This is a genomic window from Arachidicoccus sp. (assembly GCF_050436765.1).
In the GTDB taxonomy this organism is placed as follows: Bacteria; Bacteroidota; Bacteroidia; order Chitinophagales; family Chitinophagaceae; genus Arachidicoccus.
The window spans coordinates 24,283-40,608 of the sequence record NZ_JBNQGD010000227.1 but is presented as its reverse complement, the minus strand read 5'-3'; the positions used below and the strand labels follow the sequence as shown (position 1 = coordinate 40,608).

Below are 16,326 nucleotides of genomic sequence, written 5' to 3'. Positions count from 1 at the left end.
CTTAGATCCATTCAGGAAATCAGAGAAGAAATAGAATGTCGGCAGCCATTTTTTTTACCCCCGTCTCCACAACATTTTGACATGATCCATAATTCTTTCTTCAAAGTTATAATATATATTTATTATTGAAAATATTTGATCATACATTTATTTAATAATCAATATATTATAAATATAAATACACGTGATAAAATTTACTATATCTTAGTTTTTACATAGGCCTATTGGATTCGAACTTTGATTTCAATCTAGTAATTTAATCATTATATATTGTTTATTATCCACATTATTACTATTTTTGTTGAAAATAAACAACAATAGTGCAATCAAAAAAGCAAATATTACTTCCTAAATTTCAGAAGATATTGGCACAAACCGGCGAAAACATCAAACTTGCCCGCAAACGCCGAAGCTTGACTACCATTCAGGTCTCCGAGCGTGCAGGTATTGACCGCACTACTTTATATCATATTGAGAAAGGTAATCCCGGTGTATCATTCGGCGCATACTTTAATGTGCTACGGGTACTTGGATTACAGGATGACTTTTTAAAACTCGCTGCAGATGATGAGTTTGGCAGAAAGTTGCAGGATCTAAAATTGTTAAGCAGCACAAAGAAATAAACTAATGCAAAATAAAACCGACATATATGTATATGCAGATTGGAAAGATATGGATGAATCAAAATTCATTGGTATTTTATCTGCACAATTGGCCAAGGGGAAAAAAGTATTCAGTTTTTCGTATGATGCGGATTGGCTGAATTCGAGAGAACAAATACTGCTTGATCCCGACATTGTATGGTACAAAGGACAGCAATATCCGACAGGCAAAGAAAACTTCGGCGTATTCCTTGATTCTATGCCCGATACGTGGGGAAGAACATTGATGAAACGTCGCGCATCACTAAAAGCTCTTGAAAATAATGAAATTGCGCCTGTTTTATATGATATAGATTATCTATTGGGTGTGCATGATCTGAGCCGTATGGGAGCCTTGAGATTCAAAAAAAATCCAGGCGGTGATTTTTTGGACAATGATCCTATTTCGCCGACACCACCCTGGACAAGCATAAGGGAATTGCAGCACGGTGCAGCGTTGCTCGAAAGCAATGAAGATACAGAAGAAGTAAAAAAATGGTTGACAATGCTAATGGCTCCCGGTTCTTCTTTAGGGGGTGCAAGACCCAAAGCCAACGTACTCGATGAAAAAGATAATCTTTGGATTGCAAAGTTCCCATCCAAAAATGATACGATTGATAAAGGCGCCTGGGAATATCTTGCTTATCGGCTGGCAATTAATGCTGGAATTCAAATGAGCGAATCTAAAATAGAAAAAGTAGCGGGTAAATACCATACCTTTTTTACGAAACGCTTTGACAGGGAAAAGGAGCAGCGCATTCACTTTGCATCTGCTATGACAATGACCGGAAAAAATGAGGAACTTATTCGTGATGATACGCCTTCTTATTTGGATATAGTAGAGTTTATTCAATTTTCCGGAACACATGTAACGGAAGACTTACATCAGTTATGGAGAAGAATCGTTTTCAATGTTCTCATTTCCAATACGGATGACCATCTTCGAAATCATGGTTTTATACTTACTCATGAAGGCTGGCGATTGTCTCCTGCTTTTGACATCAATCCTTCTATTGACAAAGACGGGTTGGCTTTAAATATTGATACAGATAACAATGCGCTTAATCTTCAATTGGCAAAAAGCGTAGGTATATATTTTCGATTGGATGAAACAGAAATGAATCAAACTATAGATAAAGTAAAATCTGCTGTGTCGGACTGGCAAAGAACAGCTTCGTATATTGGTATTTCACGTAGTGAGCAAACATTGATGAGCAGTGCATTTAAAATATAACCATTGCAAGTTTCGGAATGTATTACTGTAAAGAGAATCTGAATTTATTTAAATCTTTTTTCAAAGGCAGAGACGATGTATTTGCCATTCGTTGGGAAAAAGAAAATAAAAGCGGTTATATGCCTGCTTATTTTTATGACCCGTACCGTTAGCGTTAGAAAATGGTAATAGTTGTTTCATTAATCCGGAATCTTTTGAACCGATTGCAGACCAATGGCAATTCTTAAAAGAAGTCAAGCGTATTTCCATTGCCAAGAGGTTTTATTGGCAAACTCATTCGCTTATCAGAATTTAAAGATTGCTTCGCAGCGATGATTCCGAGAGTAACAAAAAATCAAAATGGAAAATTTTGCGTGAAGGCAATTTTCAAGTTTTGATAACAACGTAATTATACATGATTAAGCTCTTTTCCGAACCTTCATTGTTAGTGTTGATTAAAAAAGCCCAACATTGTATTCAACGCATCTTTTGAATGCATGCGTTCGCCATTTTCAAGAGATTCTTGGGCTGCTATGGCCGCTCTTTTTCGCATATTTATTTCGTAAAAAGAAATGGCTTCTTGCAGCGTGTTGAATTTATCGGAAGTTAGAGATTCACTTAGTTCTAATGCATCCAGCATCGCCATATTTACACCTTCTCCTGCGAAAGGAGGCATTACGTGTGCGGCATCTCCAAGCATTGTTACATTAGGTAACGCTTTCCAATCTTGGGCTAAGGGCATACAATAAATGGAACGAGGTATAAAAGGTGTAGCTGAATTTTCAAACAATTCTAGCCAAATATCGCTCCATTCTGCATATTCTTTTTTGAACCAGCTCGATATTTCTTTGTTATTGGAAAAGTCTAGGCCACTATCGACTGCCCAATTCTCCTCTGATTTGAAGCTTGCATAGAAGCCTATTTCGTTATTCGCTTTTTGACCCATCAGTATATTCTTTTTATTGCCGAAAGCCATTATTTTTCCGCCACTAAGTAATGCTAAAGTTTGAGGTGCAGATTTAGCTGCATCATGCACTGTGCCTTCAAGCATTGTGATACCTGAATAAAAGGGTTTGATATCGGTAATGTATGCACGGACTTTTGAGTTTGCGCCATCCGCCGCAATTACGACATCTGCGTAAGCATTATTTCCATTTTTAAAATGCAACAGCCATCCTTGTTTTTCTTTTTCCATTGAGATAAAATAACTATCCCATATTACTGTTTTTGGTTGTAATGATTCCAACAACATATTTCTAAATGGGCCACGATCTATTTCCGGTCGGAAATGCTCGTTTCCAAAATCTTCCTCAGGTTTTGTTTCGTGATCGCTGAATAGTATATCTGCGGCCTCGTTTGAGATAATCAATTTATCTGCGCCAGGACGGTAATTCTTTTTAAACGCCTCTAATAAATTTGCTTGGCGCAAAGCTGCCAGTCCCGATTCATCGTGCAAATCGAGCGGTGAGCCAATCAATCGTGCATCTTGGTTAAAATCTCTTTCATATACTTTTACATTTGCACCTTTCAATTGTAGAAGTCTTGCTAAAGTTAAACCTCCGGGTCCACCACCAACAATGGCGATTGTCATATTTTTTAATAGCATAAATTCGGGTTTTATGCTGCAAAATTACTTAGAGTTATAGACTAGGAATTGTAAAAATCGGTCGTTTTTATTTTGAGATAATTCTTTGGGGGAGACTCCAGAAAGTTTTTTTATTTCTTTGATGAAATGAGATTGGTCCGAGAAATCCAGTTGTGGGAAAATATTTCCTTCTTTGATATAGGGGAGGGAAGCTTGAAAACGTAGGATGTTGCAATAGGCTTTTAAGGAAATCCCAAACTGCTGGTTGAAATAACGATTAATTTGCCTTTCATTCCAAAATATTTTTTCCGAAAGTTCTTTTATCCTCATCTCCCCATTGGTGGCAAAAATTAAGTCAAATAGTTTTTGTTTACGATCGTCTATTTCATTGGGTATAATTGACGTTATTTTTTGTGCAGCTTTTTCGCAAAAAGATTCAAAATTATCCAAATCATGAAGATGGAAATCCCAAAAATTATTTGGCAATGTTGCTCCGGTATTCAATAGATTGGCAATAGGTTGTTGTAAAATATATTCTACAGCAAGTGGATTAAAATTGATAGCGAAAAAAGCGGATATATCTCCATCTGGCATTGGTTTAGGCTTTGTTTCCAGGCCCATCAATGAAATGCGCAATTGATTGCTTATTGTTTTACAAAATAGCAAATCAATTTTCCCATTAGGAATAATCACTCCTTCTTTAATATTTGATAGATTTTGCAAGCAAGAGAAACTATACACAAAATCGGCCAAGGATTTGTCGGGTCTGATGAATTTGTATAGTAGTTGTCCTTTCATTATTTATTGGTCAATATCTTTTGTTATAACCAGCCAACTTGCAATGGCTAGCTTTACAGTGCCGATAAGGAAAGGTTTTATATGATATGCCCTAAAACCTACTCATCACTTTTGCCTGGATGGGATGTAAGGCACAAATGTAATAAATAAACCTTGGGAAAGGATACTCACAAGGTAGTATCGGGACATGCTTTGCCCATTGAACCAACAAAAAGTAGCCATCTGAACAAAGTAGATTCTGATACCATATTGATTACGCAAAGTAGATAGATATAACTGCCGAATTTGATAGGTGGATTTTTGTTTCAGCCAATGAGCGTATTGACTTAAGGCCTCTCAGAAAGTTCCGTTTTTGAATATCCGGCATTTTTTTATATTTCAATGCTTTTAAATAAATATATTTGTTGAGTGAAGACGTCTGTGCACCAGCTTACATTGCCATTAAATGGTGTTATATTTAAAAGAGTTTAATAAATTGACTTTAAAATTTATTTCATTATCATTTTTGCCGTTTATCTTTTATTGCTCTGTCCGAGCTCAGATGCCTACAGGTCAAAACAAGTCGTCTAAGAAATTAAAGGAAAATGGGATTACACTTGGCGTCAGCGAAGTGTTAGAGGGCTATAATAATTTTGAAGGAGGGATGCGTAGGGGTAGCACTTACGCATCAACTTTTGACGTAAATATGAATATTGATTTGCAAAAATTGACGTCGCTAAGAGGGGCTTCCTTTTATATTGATTTGGAAGACCATGCGGGGTATAATCCTACAAATAGCTTAACAGGAGATTTGCAAGTTTTTGACAAACACAATGCAAGCCCATTCTTACAAATATTGGAAATATGGTATCAGCAGAATTTGTTTCATGATAAGTTACGAGCTAAAATCGGGAAAATTGATGCCAATAGTGAATTCAGCGTGATAGACAATGGGCTTGAATTTATTAATAGTTCTACTCAGGTTACACCTACTTTATTTGTATTCCCGACTTTCCCAGATCCAGTTCCAAGTATTAATCTTTTTTTTACCCCAAGCAAAATTTTTTATACCAGTTTTGCTATTGATGATGCCAATCAGAATGCCGGATTTCTTAATTTCTACGGTAATCCCACATCGATTCAGCCGACTACAAACGGCAAATTATTTATCAGTGAGTCGGGACTTGCCTGGAGTCATCTTTTCTTCTTAAAAAATGACGGTAATTTTAAGGTAGGGGTATGGAAACATACCGGGGAATTTAAGAACTTTAGCGGAAGTGTACAAAATGGAGCGCAAGGGTTATATCTGATTGCGGATCAAACGCTGTGGAAGCCTGCCTCTGCCATAGATCAAAATCGAGGTATCCGAATGTATCTGGAATATGCATATACAGACTCTTCTATTTCGCCTATTTACAAACATTTTGGAGGAGGCATGACTTGGACAGGGTTAACGGCAAAACGTCCGACTGATATAGTGGGTGTCAGCAGTCATTATGCGGCGTTGAGTCCGAAACTTTATTTACCAAAACGTGACGAAATAAATATTGAAGCGTTTTACAAGCGCCCGATTACCCACTGGTTTAATATTAAGCCCGATCTACAATATATCATTCACCCTGGTGGGCAATTTAAAAATGCACTTATTGGTACATTAATATTAAGCTTTGCATTCAACTCCTAAGGGAGGACTTAGAATGTAAACATTATCGTGTCATTCGTTGGAAACAAAAATTAAAAGATTCTATGACTCTCACATAGTTGTTGATCTACCCGATCAACCCTATAGTAACCCTAAAATCTACTTTTCCTTTTTCTGGCTTACCTTACTGGTTCCTTTTTTCTTTGTCTTCTTGGGTAAAGGTTTTTCAATCGTGTTAGGCCGTTCTGCACCTGGCTTTAGAATCCATTCGTAATCTAGTTGGCGTTTGTCCAAATTAGCGGAAACTACTTTTATCCAGACCTTATCGCCCATTCTAAATTTACGTCCGGAACGAGTACCAACTAACATATATTCTCCTTCAATTGAGCGGAAATCGTCGTAGAAATTTAAACTTTGTATACTTACAAGGCCTTCACATTTTTGGTCAATTGTTTCCACCCAGAACCCAAAATCCGCTACGCCACTGATAATACCCTCAAATTCTTCGCCCAGGAATTGCTGCATATATTCCACCTGTTTATATTTATTACCTGCGCGTTCGCATTCCATCGCTGCGCGTTCCCGATCGCTACAATGCCTGCATTTTTCTTCCATTTCCTTATCTACTATTGGGTGCTCTGACAAACAACTTTCAATAATCCGGTGTACCATTACATCTGGATAGCGGCGGATAGGAGAGGTAAAGTGACAATAATCTTCGAAACCCAAACCATAGTGTCCAATATTTTCACTGGTATAGATGGCTTTGGCCATCGTACGTATACCCAGTTGCTCTAATATATGTTGTTCGGGATTGCCATGTGCTTTGTTTAGCATCTCATTAAAACTATGTGCAATTTTTTCCGGAGAACTTGTATCGAATTCATAACCGTATTTGAGTGCAAATGGAACAAAGGCAGTAAATTTATCTTTATCAGGCTCATCGTGTACGCGATAAGGAAAAGGAATTTCCTTGCCTTTTACTTTCACCTTTGACGCGTAAGCAGCGACAGTTTTATTAGCCAACAACATTAATTCTTCTACTAACTGATGGGCAGGTTTGCTTTCTTTTATTTCGATGCCAATGGGCTTTCCTGTTTCGTCTAATTTGAATTTCACTTCCTGAGAAGAGAAGTTAATGGCACCTTTTGAGAAACGCTCTTTGCGTAAGGTCTGTGCTATTTTGTTTAACAATAAAACCTCTTCTTTCAAATCACTCTGTTTGCCTTCAATTATTTCCTGCACTTCTTCGTAAGTAAATCGACGATCAGAATGAATCGCCGTTTTGCCAATCCAATGTTCTTTTATGATTCCCTTTTCCGTCATGATAAACACCGCTGAAAATGTGAGCTTGTCTTCGTTTGGTCGCAGTGAACATAAAACGTTGGAGATATGTTCTGGCAACATCGGGTTGACTCTATCGGGTAAATAAACTGATGTCGCGCGCTTATACGCTTCGTCATCCAGTTCAGTTTTTGGCCTTACATAATGACTAACGTCTGCAATATGCACCCCTATTTCATATAATCCTTTCCCGGCTTTTTTGATAGAAACTGCATCGTCGAAATCTTTGGCATCAAATGGGTCGATTGTAAAAGTAAGTGTCTTTCTAAAATCTTTTCTTATAGCAATTTCTGCTTGAGAAATAGATTCAGGCAATGCGTCGGATTCGTGCATTACTTCTTCGCTAAAGCCAATGGTAAATCCTTTATCCTTAAGCAAAGCATTCATTGCAAAATTGTTCTCATCCTCCGGCTTAACGATAGAAATTACTTCTCCTTCGGGCTTTTTTTCGGTGCTTTCCCATTTAGTTAATCGCACCAACACCTTTTCGTTGTCGGTCGCATTGTTTAGTTTATTTTTTGGGATATAAATATCCGGCATAGGCTTGTCGCCGGAGGCGACGAAAAATCCAAAATTATTAGAAACACTTATTCTGCCAATAAATTCTGTTTGTTTGCGTTCTAAGACTTCGGTTATGCGACCTTCCTTGCGGCCGCTTGTGGCATTCTGCTTTATTACTTTTACAAGTACTGTGTCTCCATTCAAAGCTATGCCCATGTCCTGTGGCCGTACGATGATGTCCTTGCCGTTTTCTGATCCTATGATTACATAACCCATTCCGCTGCGTGTTACGTCGAGTGTTCCTTTCAGACTTTCCTGCAATTTGTTTTTGGGCATATATCTACTAGATTTTTTTTTATTGTATTTTGGTATATTTTTTTTAGGCATTGTGTTGCTTATTTGTATTGAGAAATGAAATTTTCCACTATCGAATTGAATTCATTTTCTTGATCGAAAAGGAAATTGTTACGAATAGGTAATATATATAAAGATAAAGGATGGAATTTGTTTTTGAACGCTAATAATTTTACCGCATCCTTTTCTGTGGTAATCATTATTTTATTTTCAGACGGCATTGACAGGAATTTTTCTGTTACCTTTTTGATGTCTGAAGGGGAAAAATCGTGATGATCGGGAAAAATTATTTCCTTAAAGTTGTTATCAAATAGGGAAATGTATTTTTGAAGTATCTGTGGTCGGGCAATACCGTGAATGAGCAAAATCTGTTGTCCGACGCCCAAAGGTAGTTCTTTTTTATCGAATATATGATAGGGGATGCCATAAGCGATGGAAGTGAAAAATAAACTTTGCCCTTTTTGTAGGTGGATGGAACTTTCTATTTTTTTCTTTTCGCTGATAGATAAATCTGCCGGGCACTTGGTGACAATAATTATCTGTGCACGTTTGTAAGAACTCCTCTGGTCGCGCAGTTGACCAATGGGCAAGAAATAATCTTTGGTAAAAAGATGCTGATAATCTGTGAGTAGAATATTTAATCCCGCTTCCACTTTTCGGTGTTGAAAGGCGTCATCCAAGATAAGCGCTTCAGTGGAAGGTACTTCTTTCATTAGTTGTTCAATGGCGTTTATTCTGTCTTCGCCAACAGCAACGGCAACTTCGGGGAACTTCTGATGAAACTGCATTGGCTCGTCACCGATTTCGTCGCTGGTTGTATTTTTATTTGCCAACAAATAACCTTTTGTTTTTCTTTTATAACCGCGACTTAATGTGGCAATCGTAAATTTATCTTGCAATAAAAGGAGTAGATACTCTGCCATGGGCGTTTTGCCGGTGCCCCCAACCGAGAGATTGCCAATGCAAATAATCGGGAAATTGAAACACTTTGAACGCAGTATTTTTCGGTCGAAAAGAAAATTACGAAAATGAATTATGCAACCATATAAAACTGATATGGGGAATAAAAGAAACCGAAAAAATGTAAGAAAAAATGTTTTAAAATTCATAAACCGAATCGGTGGTAATGCAATAATCTAAAGGTAAATCAAATTTATGAACATCTTTTATATTTTCCACAGGGGGGAAATAACTAAAACCTACTTTTAGAATATCTTCCCGGCAGGTGGATAGAAAGCGATCATAAAACCCCTTCCCATATCCTACCCGAAAGCCATGATTGTCAAATATTAAAAGTGGAACAAAAATGAGATCTATGCTTGTCGCCTCAATGTTTTCTCCATTTTGGGGCTCAATAATATGATATTTGTTTTGCTGATAAATAGTGCCTTCGTTTATCGAAACAGCTTGCATTGTATAGTTGTCAAAATCGCTGACTGGATAAGTTATTTCTAAATCCGGTATGGTATGTCGCAAATAATTGGTGAACAGAATTGTATTTGGTTCATTGTTATGTGGCATCGGCCAGAAACTTAACAAAGTGTGCACATCTGAAAAGGAAAGGCGCTGAAATTGTATCAACAATAAATCGTCCCACTTCAACTTTTCTTTGGGGGAAATGGCATTACGTTTTTCTAAAAAAGTATTTCTTAATGAAGTTTTATCGAAATTAATATGCTCCATCTATTTTTATTTTGTCCGCTCAAAAAAGGAAAATACCGTTGTGCCGTAATTTCGCTGGAAGCTGAATCCGTCAAATGTTTTGTAATTGTTCCTTGGCGTATGTTCCAATACAAAAAATCCCTTTTCAGCGATCAGGTTTCTTTGTATTATAATACGCGGTATTTCGTCAATTGGGCCCAAAGCGTAGGGCGGTCCGGCAAAAATGAAATCGAAAGAGTCGGTGCAATTTTCTATAAATTGAAAAACGTCCATTCTTAAAACGCGCGCATTTTCCACCTTCAACATTTCTAAATTTTGTTGAATGAAATTCTGCATAATATTATCTTTCTCTATGATGGTTAAGCTGTCTGCACCACGCGATGCAAGCTCATAACTGATACATCCGGTCCCGCCAAATAAGTCGAGCGTTTTTATGCCTTCAAAACTCATTCTGTTTTGCAAAATATTAAACAACCCTTCTTTCGCGATATCGGTGGTGGGGCGCGTGTGTGGCATTTTGGCGGGTGGTTTTATTTTTCGTCCACCATGTATTCCGGAAATAATTCTCATTATACATATTTAAAAAATGGTACAAAATAATGCGAAGGATATTCGCTGAAGTCGCTGTTTAAAAAGAGCGCATTTTGAGCCGCATCTACATCAATGATGGGGACATATTTGTATATTTCGTTAAATAATGGGGAGTCCCCATCTATTAGTCCTGATAAAATGACTCTGGTCTCGCTGATCTCAGCATTTAGCTGTTTTACTGCATTTAAAATATGATAAACGGCATCGGTTCCAGAAGAAAAATCTAAAGAATTTATGAATTGTAGTTGATTGTTTTGTTTGGCGCAAATAATAAAATGCCCTTGGTAAAAAACAACTAAAATGACTGTTTTTTCCGACGAGGAAAAATTTTCAAAGTGATTGATTATTTCTAAATATTTGTGGGTGTATTCTGCATCTATAAAATGACTGGCTAATACCTCAAATTGGTGTCTGTTTACCAAATAAGGCAGCGTAATTGAACTGTTCTTACACAAAAGGTTTTTATTGTCTGTTAAGCCATTTTTTAGATTTTGATAAACTGCCTCTGCTATCTCCTCTGAGAAAACGGCAGAAGGCACACATTGCGCCAATGAATTAGACCATACAATCTTTACTTGTTGGTATTTCTTGTCTAATAGTGACGATTGCTCCCTTATCTCGTTCAATACATTTTCAAAATTATCCTTTTTCCCAAAAGAGAAAAATTCAAAATTTTTACCGGGAGTATTCTCTTCATTTTGTGTGGTAACTACTAATTGCATTTCACCTACTTCTAAAACCAGGCGAAAAAGTGGTGCTGGCTCGTGAAGTATTTCAAAAGTTTTTTGAATCATAATTAGGCATTCTGTTTGCAATGTTACGAAACCTGAATGACTAATATTTGTTTAACTTTGATAAAATATAGAAATGGTGCATAAGGTTTTGATTATGTATTTTTTGTAAATAAGTAAGAAAAGGGCGATGACGAAATTAAGCGTAAATATTAATAAGGTGGCTGTTTTGCGAAACAGCCGGGGAGGTAATAATCCTGATGTAACGAGAGCGGCGATTGATGCCCAACGTTTTGGTGCGGAGGGGATTACTGTCCATCCCCGGCCAGATGAACGGCATATTCGTTACAGTGATGTGCGAGAAATAAAAAAAATAATTACCACGGAATTTAATATTGAAGGTAATTGCCGTGAGCAGAAATTTGTGGATTTGGTATTGGAAACGCGGCCCGACCAGGTGACTTTGGTCCCGGACGCTTTGGGGCAGATTACAAGTAATCATGGTTGGGACACCGTAGCCAACAAAGGCTATTTAAAAGAAATTGTAAGCGTTTTTCAAAAAGAAAATATTAGGGTGAGCATTTTTGTCGATTCAATAGTCGAAATGATCACAGGAGCCAAGGAAACAGGTACGGATAGAGTAGAGTTGTATACCGAAAGTTTCGCGACAGAGTATTTAAAGAACAAAGAAAAATCTGTTGAGAAATATATAGCTGCGGCTAGAAAGGCTCACGAATTGGGGCTCGGAGTCAATGCGGGGCATGACCTGGACTTGCGAAACCTAAAATTCTTCAAGCAAAATATACCCTATTTAGACGAAGTGTCGATTGGCCATGCGTTAATTTGTGATGCTTTGTATTTGGGTTTTGAAAACGCAATACAGATGTATAAAAGACAATTGGCAGAATAGTTCTACCTTTTTTACCTTCAAATTATTATTAAAATGTATCTTGTTTACGGAATAAAGAACTGCAATACAGTAAAAAAAGCCTTAACTTTTTTGGATAATCATAAAGTAGAATATCGGTTTCATGACTATAAAAAAGACGGCATCACAAAGGCGAAATTAAGGGAGTGGAGTTTGCAGGTGGGTTGGCAAAAGCTGGTGAATAAAAAAGGGACAACTTGGCGCATCTTGGACGATAGCGTTAAAAATGATATAACTTCTGAAGCAAAGGCGATTACATTAATGGTTGAAAAAACCAGCGTAATAAAAAGGCCGTTAATAGAAAAAGATAATAAAATAATTGCGCTTGGCTTTGAAGATGACATATATGGATCTATGGAATGGTAAGATTAAAGCTTAATTTTTATCAAAAATCTATTAAAGAAAATACCTAAATGGGGGAAAGTTTGTCTCTTTTCGCTGCTCATAATTTTTGCATTAAATATTGCTGCGTGGTTAATGGCTTCTTGGTATATACACGCGCATAAGTCTGAATTACTGCAAAAAATATCTGCAGAAGTAAGTGAGAATGTAGATGGCAACTTTCATATTGATGATATGAATGTTGTTCTGCTGAGGGGCTTTCCTAATGTCGCTGTTGAGCTAAAGGGCGTAACTTTAACGGATAGCTCCTATAGTGTTTACCACAGAAAGCTATTGAATGTACGGTCTATTTTTATCAAAATAAATATTGTTTCTCTTCTAACCCAAAGTCCGAGAATACTAAAAGTGACTTTGGCTGGTGGATATTTTCATCTATTTACATTGGCAAATGGGTATACTAATGCGTACTTACTCAAACCTAAAAATAAATTCAAAAAAAATAATCAAAAATCTCATTTAGATTTTGAAGATTTTAGTATTGATAATGTAGCTTTTCTTTTTGAACAGGTTCCTCGCCATAAAAAAATACAATTCTTATTGCAACATATTGATGGTGATTTGCATTCCGATTTAGAGAATATGTATATTGATGCAAATGCTAAAATACACGTGAATGAATTGGGGTTCAATTTGAAAAAAGGAGGATATCTGGTTGATAAAGAAGTACATGCTGATTTTCATTTTACTTTCAATAAGCGTACAAAAGTACTGCGGCTAAAGCAGCAACCCATTAATATTAACGGAGGTAAATTTATAACTGACGCTGTTTTTTATTTTGCAGAAAAGCCTATAAAATATGTCATTAACTTAAAGATTAATAGGATTGGATTTAAAGAGGGTGTTTCCTATTTAACCCCAACGATACAATATACTTTACGTAAGTTTGATTTAAAAAAGCCTATTGAATTGCAAGTTGGCTTAATGGGTTATTTTAAATACCCTGATACGCCAATTGTACATGCGCATTGGAAGGTTACAGCAAATGATTTTACGTTACCTTTTGGCCAAGTGCAGAATGCAAGTTTTACAGGTTTTTTTTACAATAATGTTTTACCTCCCGATGGTCACGGTGATGATAACACGCAGATCGTTCTGGATTCACTTACTGGTTCCTATTTGACAATTCCCTTCAAAGCAGACAGTGTCCGATTATTCAATCTTTTGCACCCATTACTTAATTTTAACGTACAGTCTTCCTTCCCGGTTGAAAAATTGAATAATATTTTTGATAATACTTTCTTGTTTCATACAGGCAATGTCAATTTAGACTTAGCTTATCATGGGGGCATTGCTGCCCAAGACACCCAAGGACACTCTTTGTTTGGCAAAGTACATATTAGTAATGCGGGTTTTGTTTATTTGCCTCATAATATTCATTTCGATAAAGGAGATGTCAATCTAGTCTTCAATGGCAATGATTTGAATATTGTCAATACGAGTTTGACCGCTGGAGAGAGTGATATCGCAATTAGCGGAATCGCGGCGGATTTCATGAACTTTTATTTTCAGGATCCACAAAAGGTAAACTTTGTATGGAATATTTATAGCACTCAGTTACAGTTGGATGAGTTTACAGGCCTGTTGTCGCAAAACAAGAAAGCTGGCACTAAAAGCCGTAATATAGAGGTACAGAAAATGAATGATCGATTGCAAAATTTGATGCAGCAAAGTAACATGCAGCTCCATTTGAAGGTGGATAAACTTAGGTATAAAAGGTTTACGGCTAAAAATTTACAGGGGGATGTTGGCATCTCCCAAAAGAAAATTTATTTGCAAAATGGTAAAGTTCAATTTGCTGGAGGGAGCATTGCGGCAGCGGGCTCATTTAGTCCCGATAGCGATGTGATTCTTTTCTCTTTAAAAGCGAACGTCGAAGATGTAGAGGTAGGCAGACTCTTTAATGACTTTGGAAACTTTGGGCAAAATACGATAACGTCAAAAAATATTAAAGGACAGTTCTCGTCGAAGATTGTTATGAATGGGCAGCTCAACGGCGATGCTTCATTGGTTAAAAATTCTTTGATAGGGAAGGTAAACTTTGAATTAGATAATGGGCAGTTATTAAATTTCGCGCCTTTAAAATCGATTCAAAAATTCATTTTTAAAAATAGGAACTTCGATAGAATATCGTTTAAAACTATAAAGAATGACCTTTCTTTCTCGGAAGGGAAAATAAAAATTCCTCCAATGGATATTGCTTCCAATGCTATTATTATGAATGTACAGGGAGTTTATGCAGTTGGCAAAGGCACAGATATCGGAATTGCTATTCCACTACGAAATCCTGAAAGAACCTTAGAAAGAAAAGAAAAGGGGCTTGCTCCGAAAAAGAGTAAAGGGGTGGTGGTGCACTTGCGTGCGCGCGATGCGAACGACGGTACTGTAAAAATCGTTTGGGATCCACTTAAGAAGGCACCACAGAAAAGTGATTATGAGGACGGGAAGTAGATTATTTAAACATCCTGTAGTCCTTGAATCACGCGGCTTACCGGGAGGCCCATCACATTGTAAAAATCTCCTTTTATAGATTTTATGCCTATAACTCCGATCCACTCTTGAATAGCATAAGCTCCGGCTTTATCATAGGGTTGATATTTTTCCACATAAAAGCGTATTTGTTCTACATTGAGTTCGTGAAAAGTTACTTCTGTAATATCTGAAAAGGCAATCTCTTTTTCGCTTCTTTGTATTATTACGCCGGTTATTACGCGATGTGTTCTGCCTGAAAGTTTTTGTAGTGTTTTTATGGCTTCTTCTTTATCTCTTGGTTTGCCAATCACTTCTTTATCAATAGTAACGATAGTATCGGCGGCTAAGATTATTTGATTTGGATGTAATAAAGCAACCGCTTGCGCCTTTTTTCTTGCGATAAATATAGGCACCTCTTCTATTGTTATTGTCTTTGGGAAACTCTCCTCTGTTTCTTGGGTAATAACTTCAAAAGGTATTTCTGCCCATTCTAAAAGTTGTTTTCTGCGTGGAGATTTAGAGGCTAGTATGAGCGGCTGCATGCTGAGTCTATTTTTTTAATAAAAGAAAAATCATTGATAGTATACCGGAGAACATTACCCATTTTATAGCACTACTTAAGGCGTGGAATTGTTTGCTGGTACTAGCTTTGAATAATCTGTTCAAGATTTTAATACTAGGCGCTAAAATAAATAAAATGCAATAAAGGGCACTTACCCACCAACCATATTGCAGCACATAAAACGGCATGATGCAAAGCAGGACAATTAAAATAATCAGCCAGGTAGCTGAATAAATTTTAGCTGCATTCAGCCCGAACAAAATTGGAAACGTGCGACAATTATAACGGCTATCTCCCCCAATGTCTTCCATGTCTTTCACCATCTCTCGTACCAAAGAAATTATGAATGCAAAACCGGCGTATAAAAGTGTAAGTCGGGTAATTTTACTGGCATTAATAGCATTACCTAATTTTATTAGCTGGCTACTTTCGCCAAATGTTACCACCAAAACTGTCCATGCTGTTAGCAATGCAATAACCACATTACCCGATAAAGGCTTCCTTTTAAGCACCATTGAATAAATAAATAATAGCGTTACGCAAAGAAAATTGGTAAAGCCAAGTAGATAAGTATGGGCTTTGTAATCTATCCAAAAGCCTAGTGCGATTCCGAAACCACTAAATAATGTATGAAATAAAATGGCCCAGTGCCGATGTATATATTTACCAATAATTATTTTTTCGGGTTTGTTGATTTGATCAATGTTTACATCAAAATAATCGTTGATGATATTGCCTCCTGCAGCTACCAACATGGAGGACAATGCAAGTAAAAAAATGTATACACCTCCTAAGTTAGGAACGGTATGAGCTTGATTAAAAGCAGGTAAGATAATGCAATACTCAAACAGCAATTGTGTGAGAAAAATGAAAATTAGATTTGGCCAGCGTATTAATCTTAAAAACGCGCGCATTATTTATTGG

General features: G+C 36.9%; 16 protein-coding genes and 1 pseudogene. 8 read left to right on the top strand and 9 right to left on the bottom strand.

Annotation, left to right across the window (positions count from 1 at the left end; genetic code table 11):
* Nucleotides 1-320 precede the first annotated feature (320 nt).
* The 4 genes and pseudogenes from ACQR30_RS10165 to ACQR30_RS10150 form a co-directional block, all read left to right on the top strand.
* Nucleotides 321-623: a helix-turn-helix domain-containing protein gene (locus tag ACQR30_RS10165; RefSeq protein ID WP_429734654.1), complete on the top strand. Its 303-nt coding sequence runs from the start codon at nt 321-323 to the stop codon at nt 621-623.
* Nucleotides 624-627: 4 nt separating this feature from the next.
* Nucleotides 628-1,875, top strand: a complete 1,248-nt coding sequence (locus tag ACQR30_RS10160; RefSeq protein WP_429734652.1) for a type II toxin-antitoxin system HipA family toxin — start codon at nt 628-630, stop codon at nt 1,873-1,875.
* A gap of 17 nt (nt 1,876-1,892) precedes the next feature.
* Entirely contained in the window at nt 1,893-2,027 is a 135-nt protein-coding gene (locus tag ACQR30_RS10155) for a TOTE conflict system archaeo-eukaryotic primase domain-containing protein (protein WP_429734650.1), read from the top strand.
* Between the two features lie 11 nt (nt 2,028-2,038).
* Nucleotides 2,039-2,170 (top strand): annotated as a pseudogene (locus ACQR30_RS10150) (hypothetical protein); the annotation flags it as partial.
* A gap of 129 nt (nt 2,171-2,299) precedes the next feature.
* Here the strand turns inward: ACQR30_RS10150 and ACQR30_RS10145 are convergent.
* Nucleotides 2,300-3,460, bottom strand: a complete 1,161-nt coding sequence (locus tag ACQR30_RS10145) for an FAD-dependent oxidoreductase (RefSeq protein WP_429734648.1) — start codon at nt 3,458-3,460, stop codon at nt 2,300-2,302.
* Nucleotides 3,461-3,484: 24 nt separating this feature from the next.
* Nucleotides 3,485-4,237 (bottom strand): helix-turn-helix domain-containing protein, encoded by a 753-nt coding sequence (locus ACQR30_RS10140; protein WP_429734646.1) that lies wholly within the window; start codon nt 4,235-4,237, stop codon nt 3,485-3,487.
* A gap of 541 nt (nt 4,238-4,778) precedes the next feature.
* On the opposite strand from ACQR30_RS10140, the gene ACQR30_RS10135 reads away from it, so the two are divergent.
* Complete coding sequence (locus tag ACQR30_RS10135; protein WP_429734644.1) at nt 4,779-5,900, top strand: carbohydrate porin; 1,122 nt, start codon at nt 4,779-4,781, stop codon at nt 5,898-5,900.
* A 117-nt stretch (nt 5,901-6,017) separates the two neighbouring features.
* On the opposite strand, the gene rnr is transcribed toward ACQR30_RS10135, so the two are convergent.
* Genes rnr through ACQR30_RS10110 form a run of 5 tightly spaced genes read right to left on the bottom strand, consistent with a single transcriptional unit; the run spans nt 6,018 to nt 11,104 of the window.
* Nucleotides 6,018-8,090 carry a ribonuclease R gene (rnr, locus tag ACQR30_RS10130; RefSeq protein ID WP_429734642.1) on the bottom strand — a complete coding sequence of 691 codons (2,073 nt, stop codon included), beginning with the start codon at nt 8,088-8,090 and terminating at the stop codon, nt 6,018-6,020.
* A gap of 8 nt (nt 8,091-8,098) precedes the next feature.
* On the bottom strand, nt 8,099-9,166 hold the full coding sequence (gene lpxK / locus ACQR30_RS10125) for a tetraacyldisaccharide 4'-kinase (RefSeq protein ID WP_429734640.1): 1,068 nt from the start codon (nt 9,164-9,166) through the stop codon (nt 8,099-8,101).
* Nucleotides 9,156-9,740: a 5-formyltetrahydrofolate cyclo-ligase gene (locus ACQR30_RS10120; RefSeq protein WP_429734638.1), complete on the bottom strand. Its 585-nt coding sequence runs from the start codon at nt 9,738-9,740 to the stop codon at nt 9,156-9,158. Before ACQR30_RS10120 ends, lpxK begins: the two co-directional genes overlap by 11 nt.
* Nucleotides 9,741-9,746: 6 nt before the next feature.
* Nucleotides 9,747-10,289 carry an RsmD family RNA methyltransferase gene (locus tag ACQR30_RS10115; RefSeq protein WP_429734636.1) on the bottom strand — a complete coding sequence of 181 codons (543 nt, stop codon included), beginning with the start codon at nt 10,287-10,289 and terminating at the stop codon, nt 9,747-9,749.
* Nucleotides 10,289-11,104, bottom strand: coding sequence for a DUF3822 family protein (locus tag ACQR30_RS10110; protein ID WP_429734634.1), 816 nt, complete (start codon nt 11,102-11,104; stop codon nt 10,289-10,291). Before ACQR30_RS10110 ends, ACQR30_RS10115 begins: the two co-directional genes overlap by 1 nt.
* A 127-nt stretch (nt 11,105-11,231) precedes the next feature.
* Between ACQR30_RS10110 and ACQR30_RS10105 the strand changes: the two genes are divergently transcribed.
* From ACQR30_RS10105 to ACQR30_RS10095, 3 genes are all read left to right on the top strand, one after another.
* On the top strand, nt 11,232-11,951 hold the full coding sequence (locus ACQR30_RS10105) for a pyridoxine 5'-phosphate synthase (protein ID WP_429734632.1): 720 nt from the start codon (nt 11,232-11,234) through the stop codon (nt 11,949-11,951).
* 33 nt (nt 11,952-11,984) lie between these two features.
* Complete coding sequence (locus ACQR30_RS10100) at nt 11,985-12,335, top strand: ArsC family reductase (protein ID WP_429734630.1); 351 nt, start codon at nt 11,985-11,987, stop codon at nt 12,333-12,335.
* A 111-nt stretch (nt 12,336-12,446) separates the two neighbouring features.
* Entirely contained in the window at nt 12,447-14,819 is a 2,373-nt protein-coding gene (locus tag ACQR30_RS10095; protein WP_429734628.1) for an AsmA-like C-terminal region-containing protein, read from the top strand.
* A 5-nt stretch (nt 14,820-14,824) separates the two neighbouring features.
* On the opposite strand, the gene ACQR30_RS10090 is transcribed toward ACQR30_RS10095, so the two are convergent.
* Nucleotides 14,825-15,382, bottom strand: coding sequence for a Maf family protein (locus ACQR30_RS10090; RefSeq protein WP_429734626.1), 558 nt, complete (start codon nt 15,380-15,382; stop codon nt 14,825-14,827).
* 7 nt (nt 15,383-15,389) lie between these two features.
* Entirely contained in the window at nt 15,390-16,316 is a 927-nt protein-coding gene (locus ACQR30_RS10085; protein ID WP_429734624.1) for a geranylgeranylglycerol-phosphate geranylgeranyltransferase, read from the bottom strand.
* Between the last annotated feature and the right edge of the window lie 10 nt (nt 16,317-16,326).

Coding starts and splice junctions, on each gene's coding strand:
- ACQR30_RS10100 (WP_429734630.1), top strand. CDS start 11,985: ATGTATCTTGTTTACGGAATAAAGAACTGCAATACAGTAAAAAAAGCC.
- ACQR30_RS10160 (WP_429734652.1), top strand. CDS start 628: ATGCAAAATAAAACCGACATATATGTATATGCAGATTGGAAAGATATG.
- ACQR30_RS10085 (WP_429734624.1), bottom strand. CDS start 16,316: ATGCGCGCGTTTTTAAGATTAATACGCTGGCCAAATCTAATTTTCATT.
- ACQR30_RS10155 (WP_429734650.1), top strand. CDS start 1,893: ATGTATTACTGTAAAGAGAATCTGAATTTATTTAAATCTTTTTTCAAA.
- ACQR30_RS10095 (WP_429734628.1), top strand. CDS start 12,447: ATGGCTTCTTGGTATATACACGCGCATAAGTCTGAATTACTGCAAAAA.
- ACQR30_RS10135 (WP_429734644.1), top strand. CDS start 4,779: ATGCCTACAGGTCAAAACAAGTCGTCTAAGAAATTAAAGGAAAATGGG.
- ACQR30_RS10145 (WP_429734648.1), bottom strand. CDS start 3,460: ATGCTATTAAAAAATATGACAATCGCCATTGTTGGTGGTGGACCCGGA.
- ACQR30_RS10105 (WP_429734632.1), top strand. CDS start 11,232: ATGACGAAATTAAGCGTAAATATTAATAAGGTGGCTGTTTTGCGAAAC.
- ACQR30_RS10090 (WP_429734626.1), bottom strand. CDS start 15,382: ATGCAGCCGCTCATACTAGCCTCTAAATCTCCACGCAGAAAACAACTT.
- ACQR30_RS10140 (WP_429734646.1), bottom strand. CDS start 4,237: ATGAAAGGACAACTACTATACAAATTCATCAGACCCGACAAATCCTTG.
- rnr (WP_429734642.1), bottom strand. CDS start 8,090: ATGCCTAAAAAAAATATACCAAAATACAATAAAAAAAAATCTAGTAGA.
- lpxK (WP_429734640.1), bottom strand. CDS start 9,166: ATGAATTTTAAAACATTTTTTCTTACATTTTTTCGGTTTCTTTTATTC.
- ACQR30_RS10120 (WP_429734638.1), bottom strand. CDS start 9,740: ATGGAGCATATTAATTTCGATAAAACTTCATTAAGAAATACTTTTTTA.
- ACQR30_RS10110 (WP_429734634.1), bottom strand. CDS start 11,104: ATGATTCAAAAAACTTTTGAAATACTTCACGAGCCAGCACCACTTTTT.
- ACQR30_RS10115 (WP_429734636.1), bottom strand. CDS start 10,289: ATGAGAATTATTTCCGGAATACATGGTGGACGAAAAATAAAACCACCC.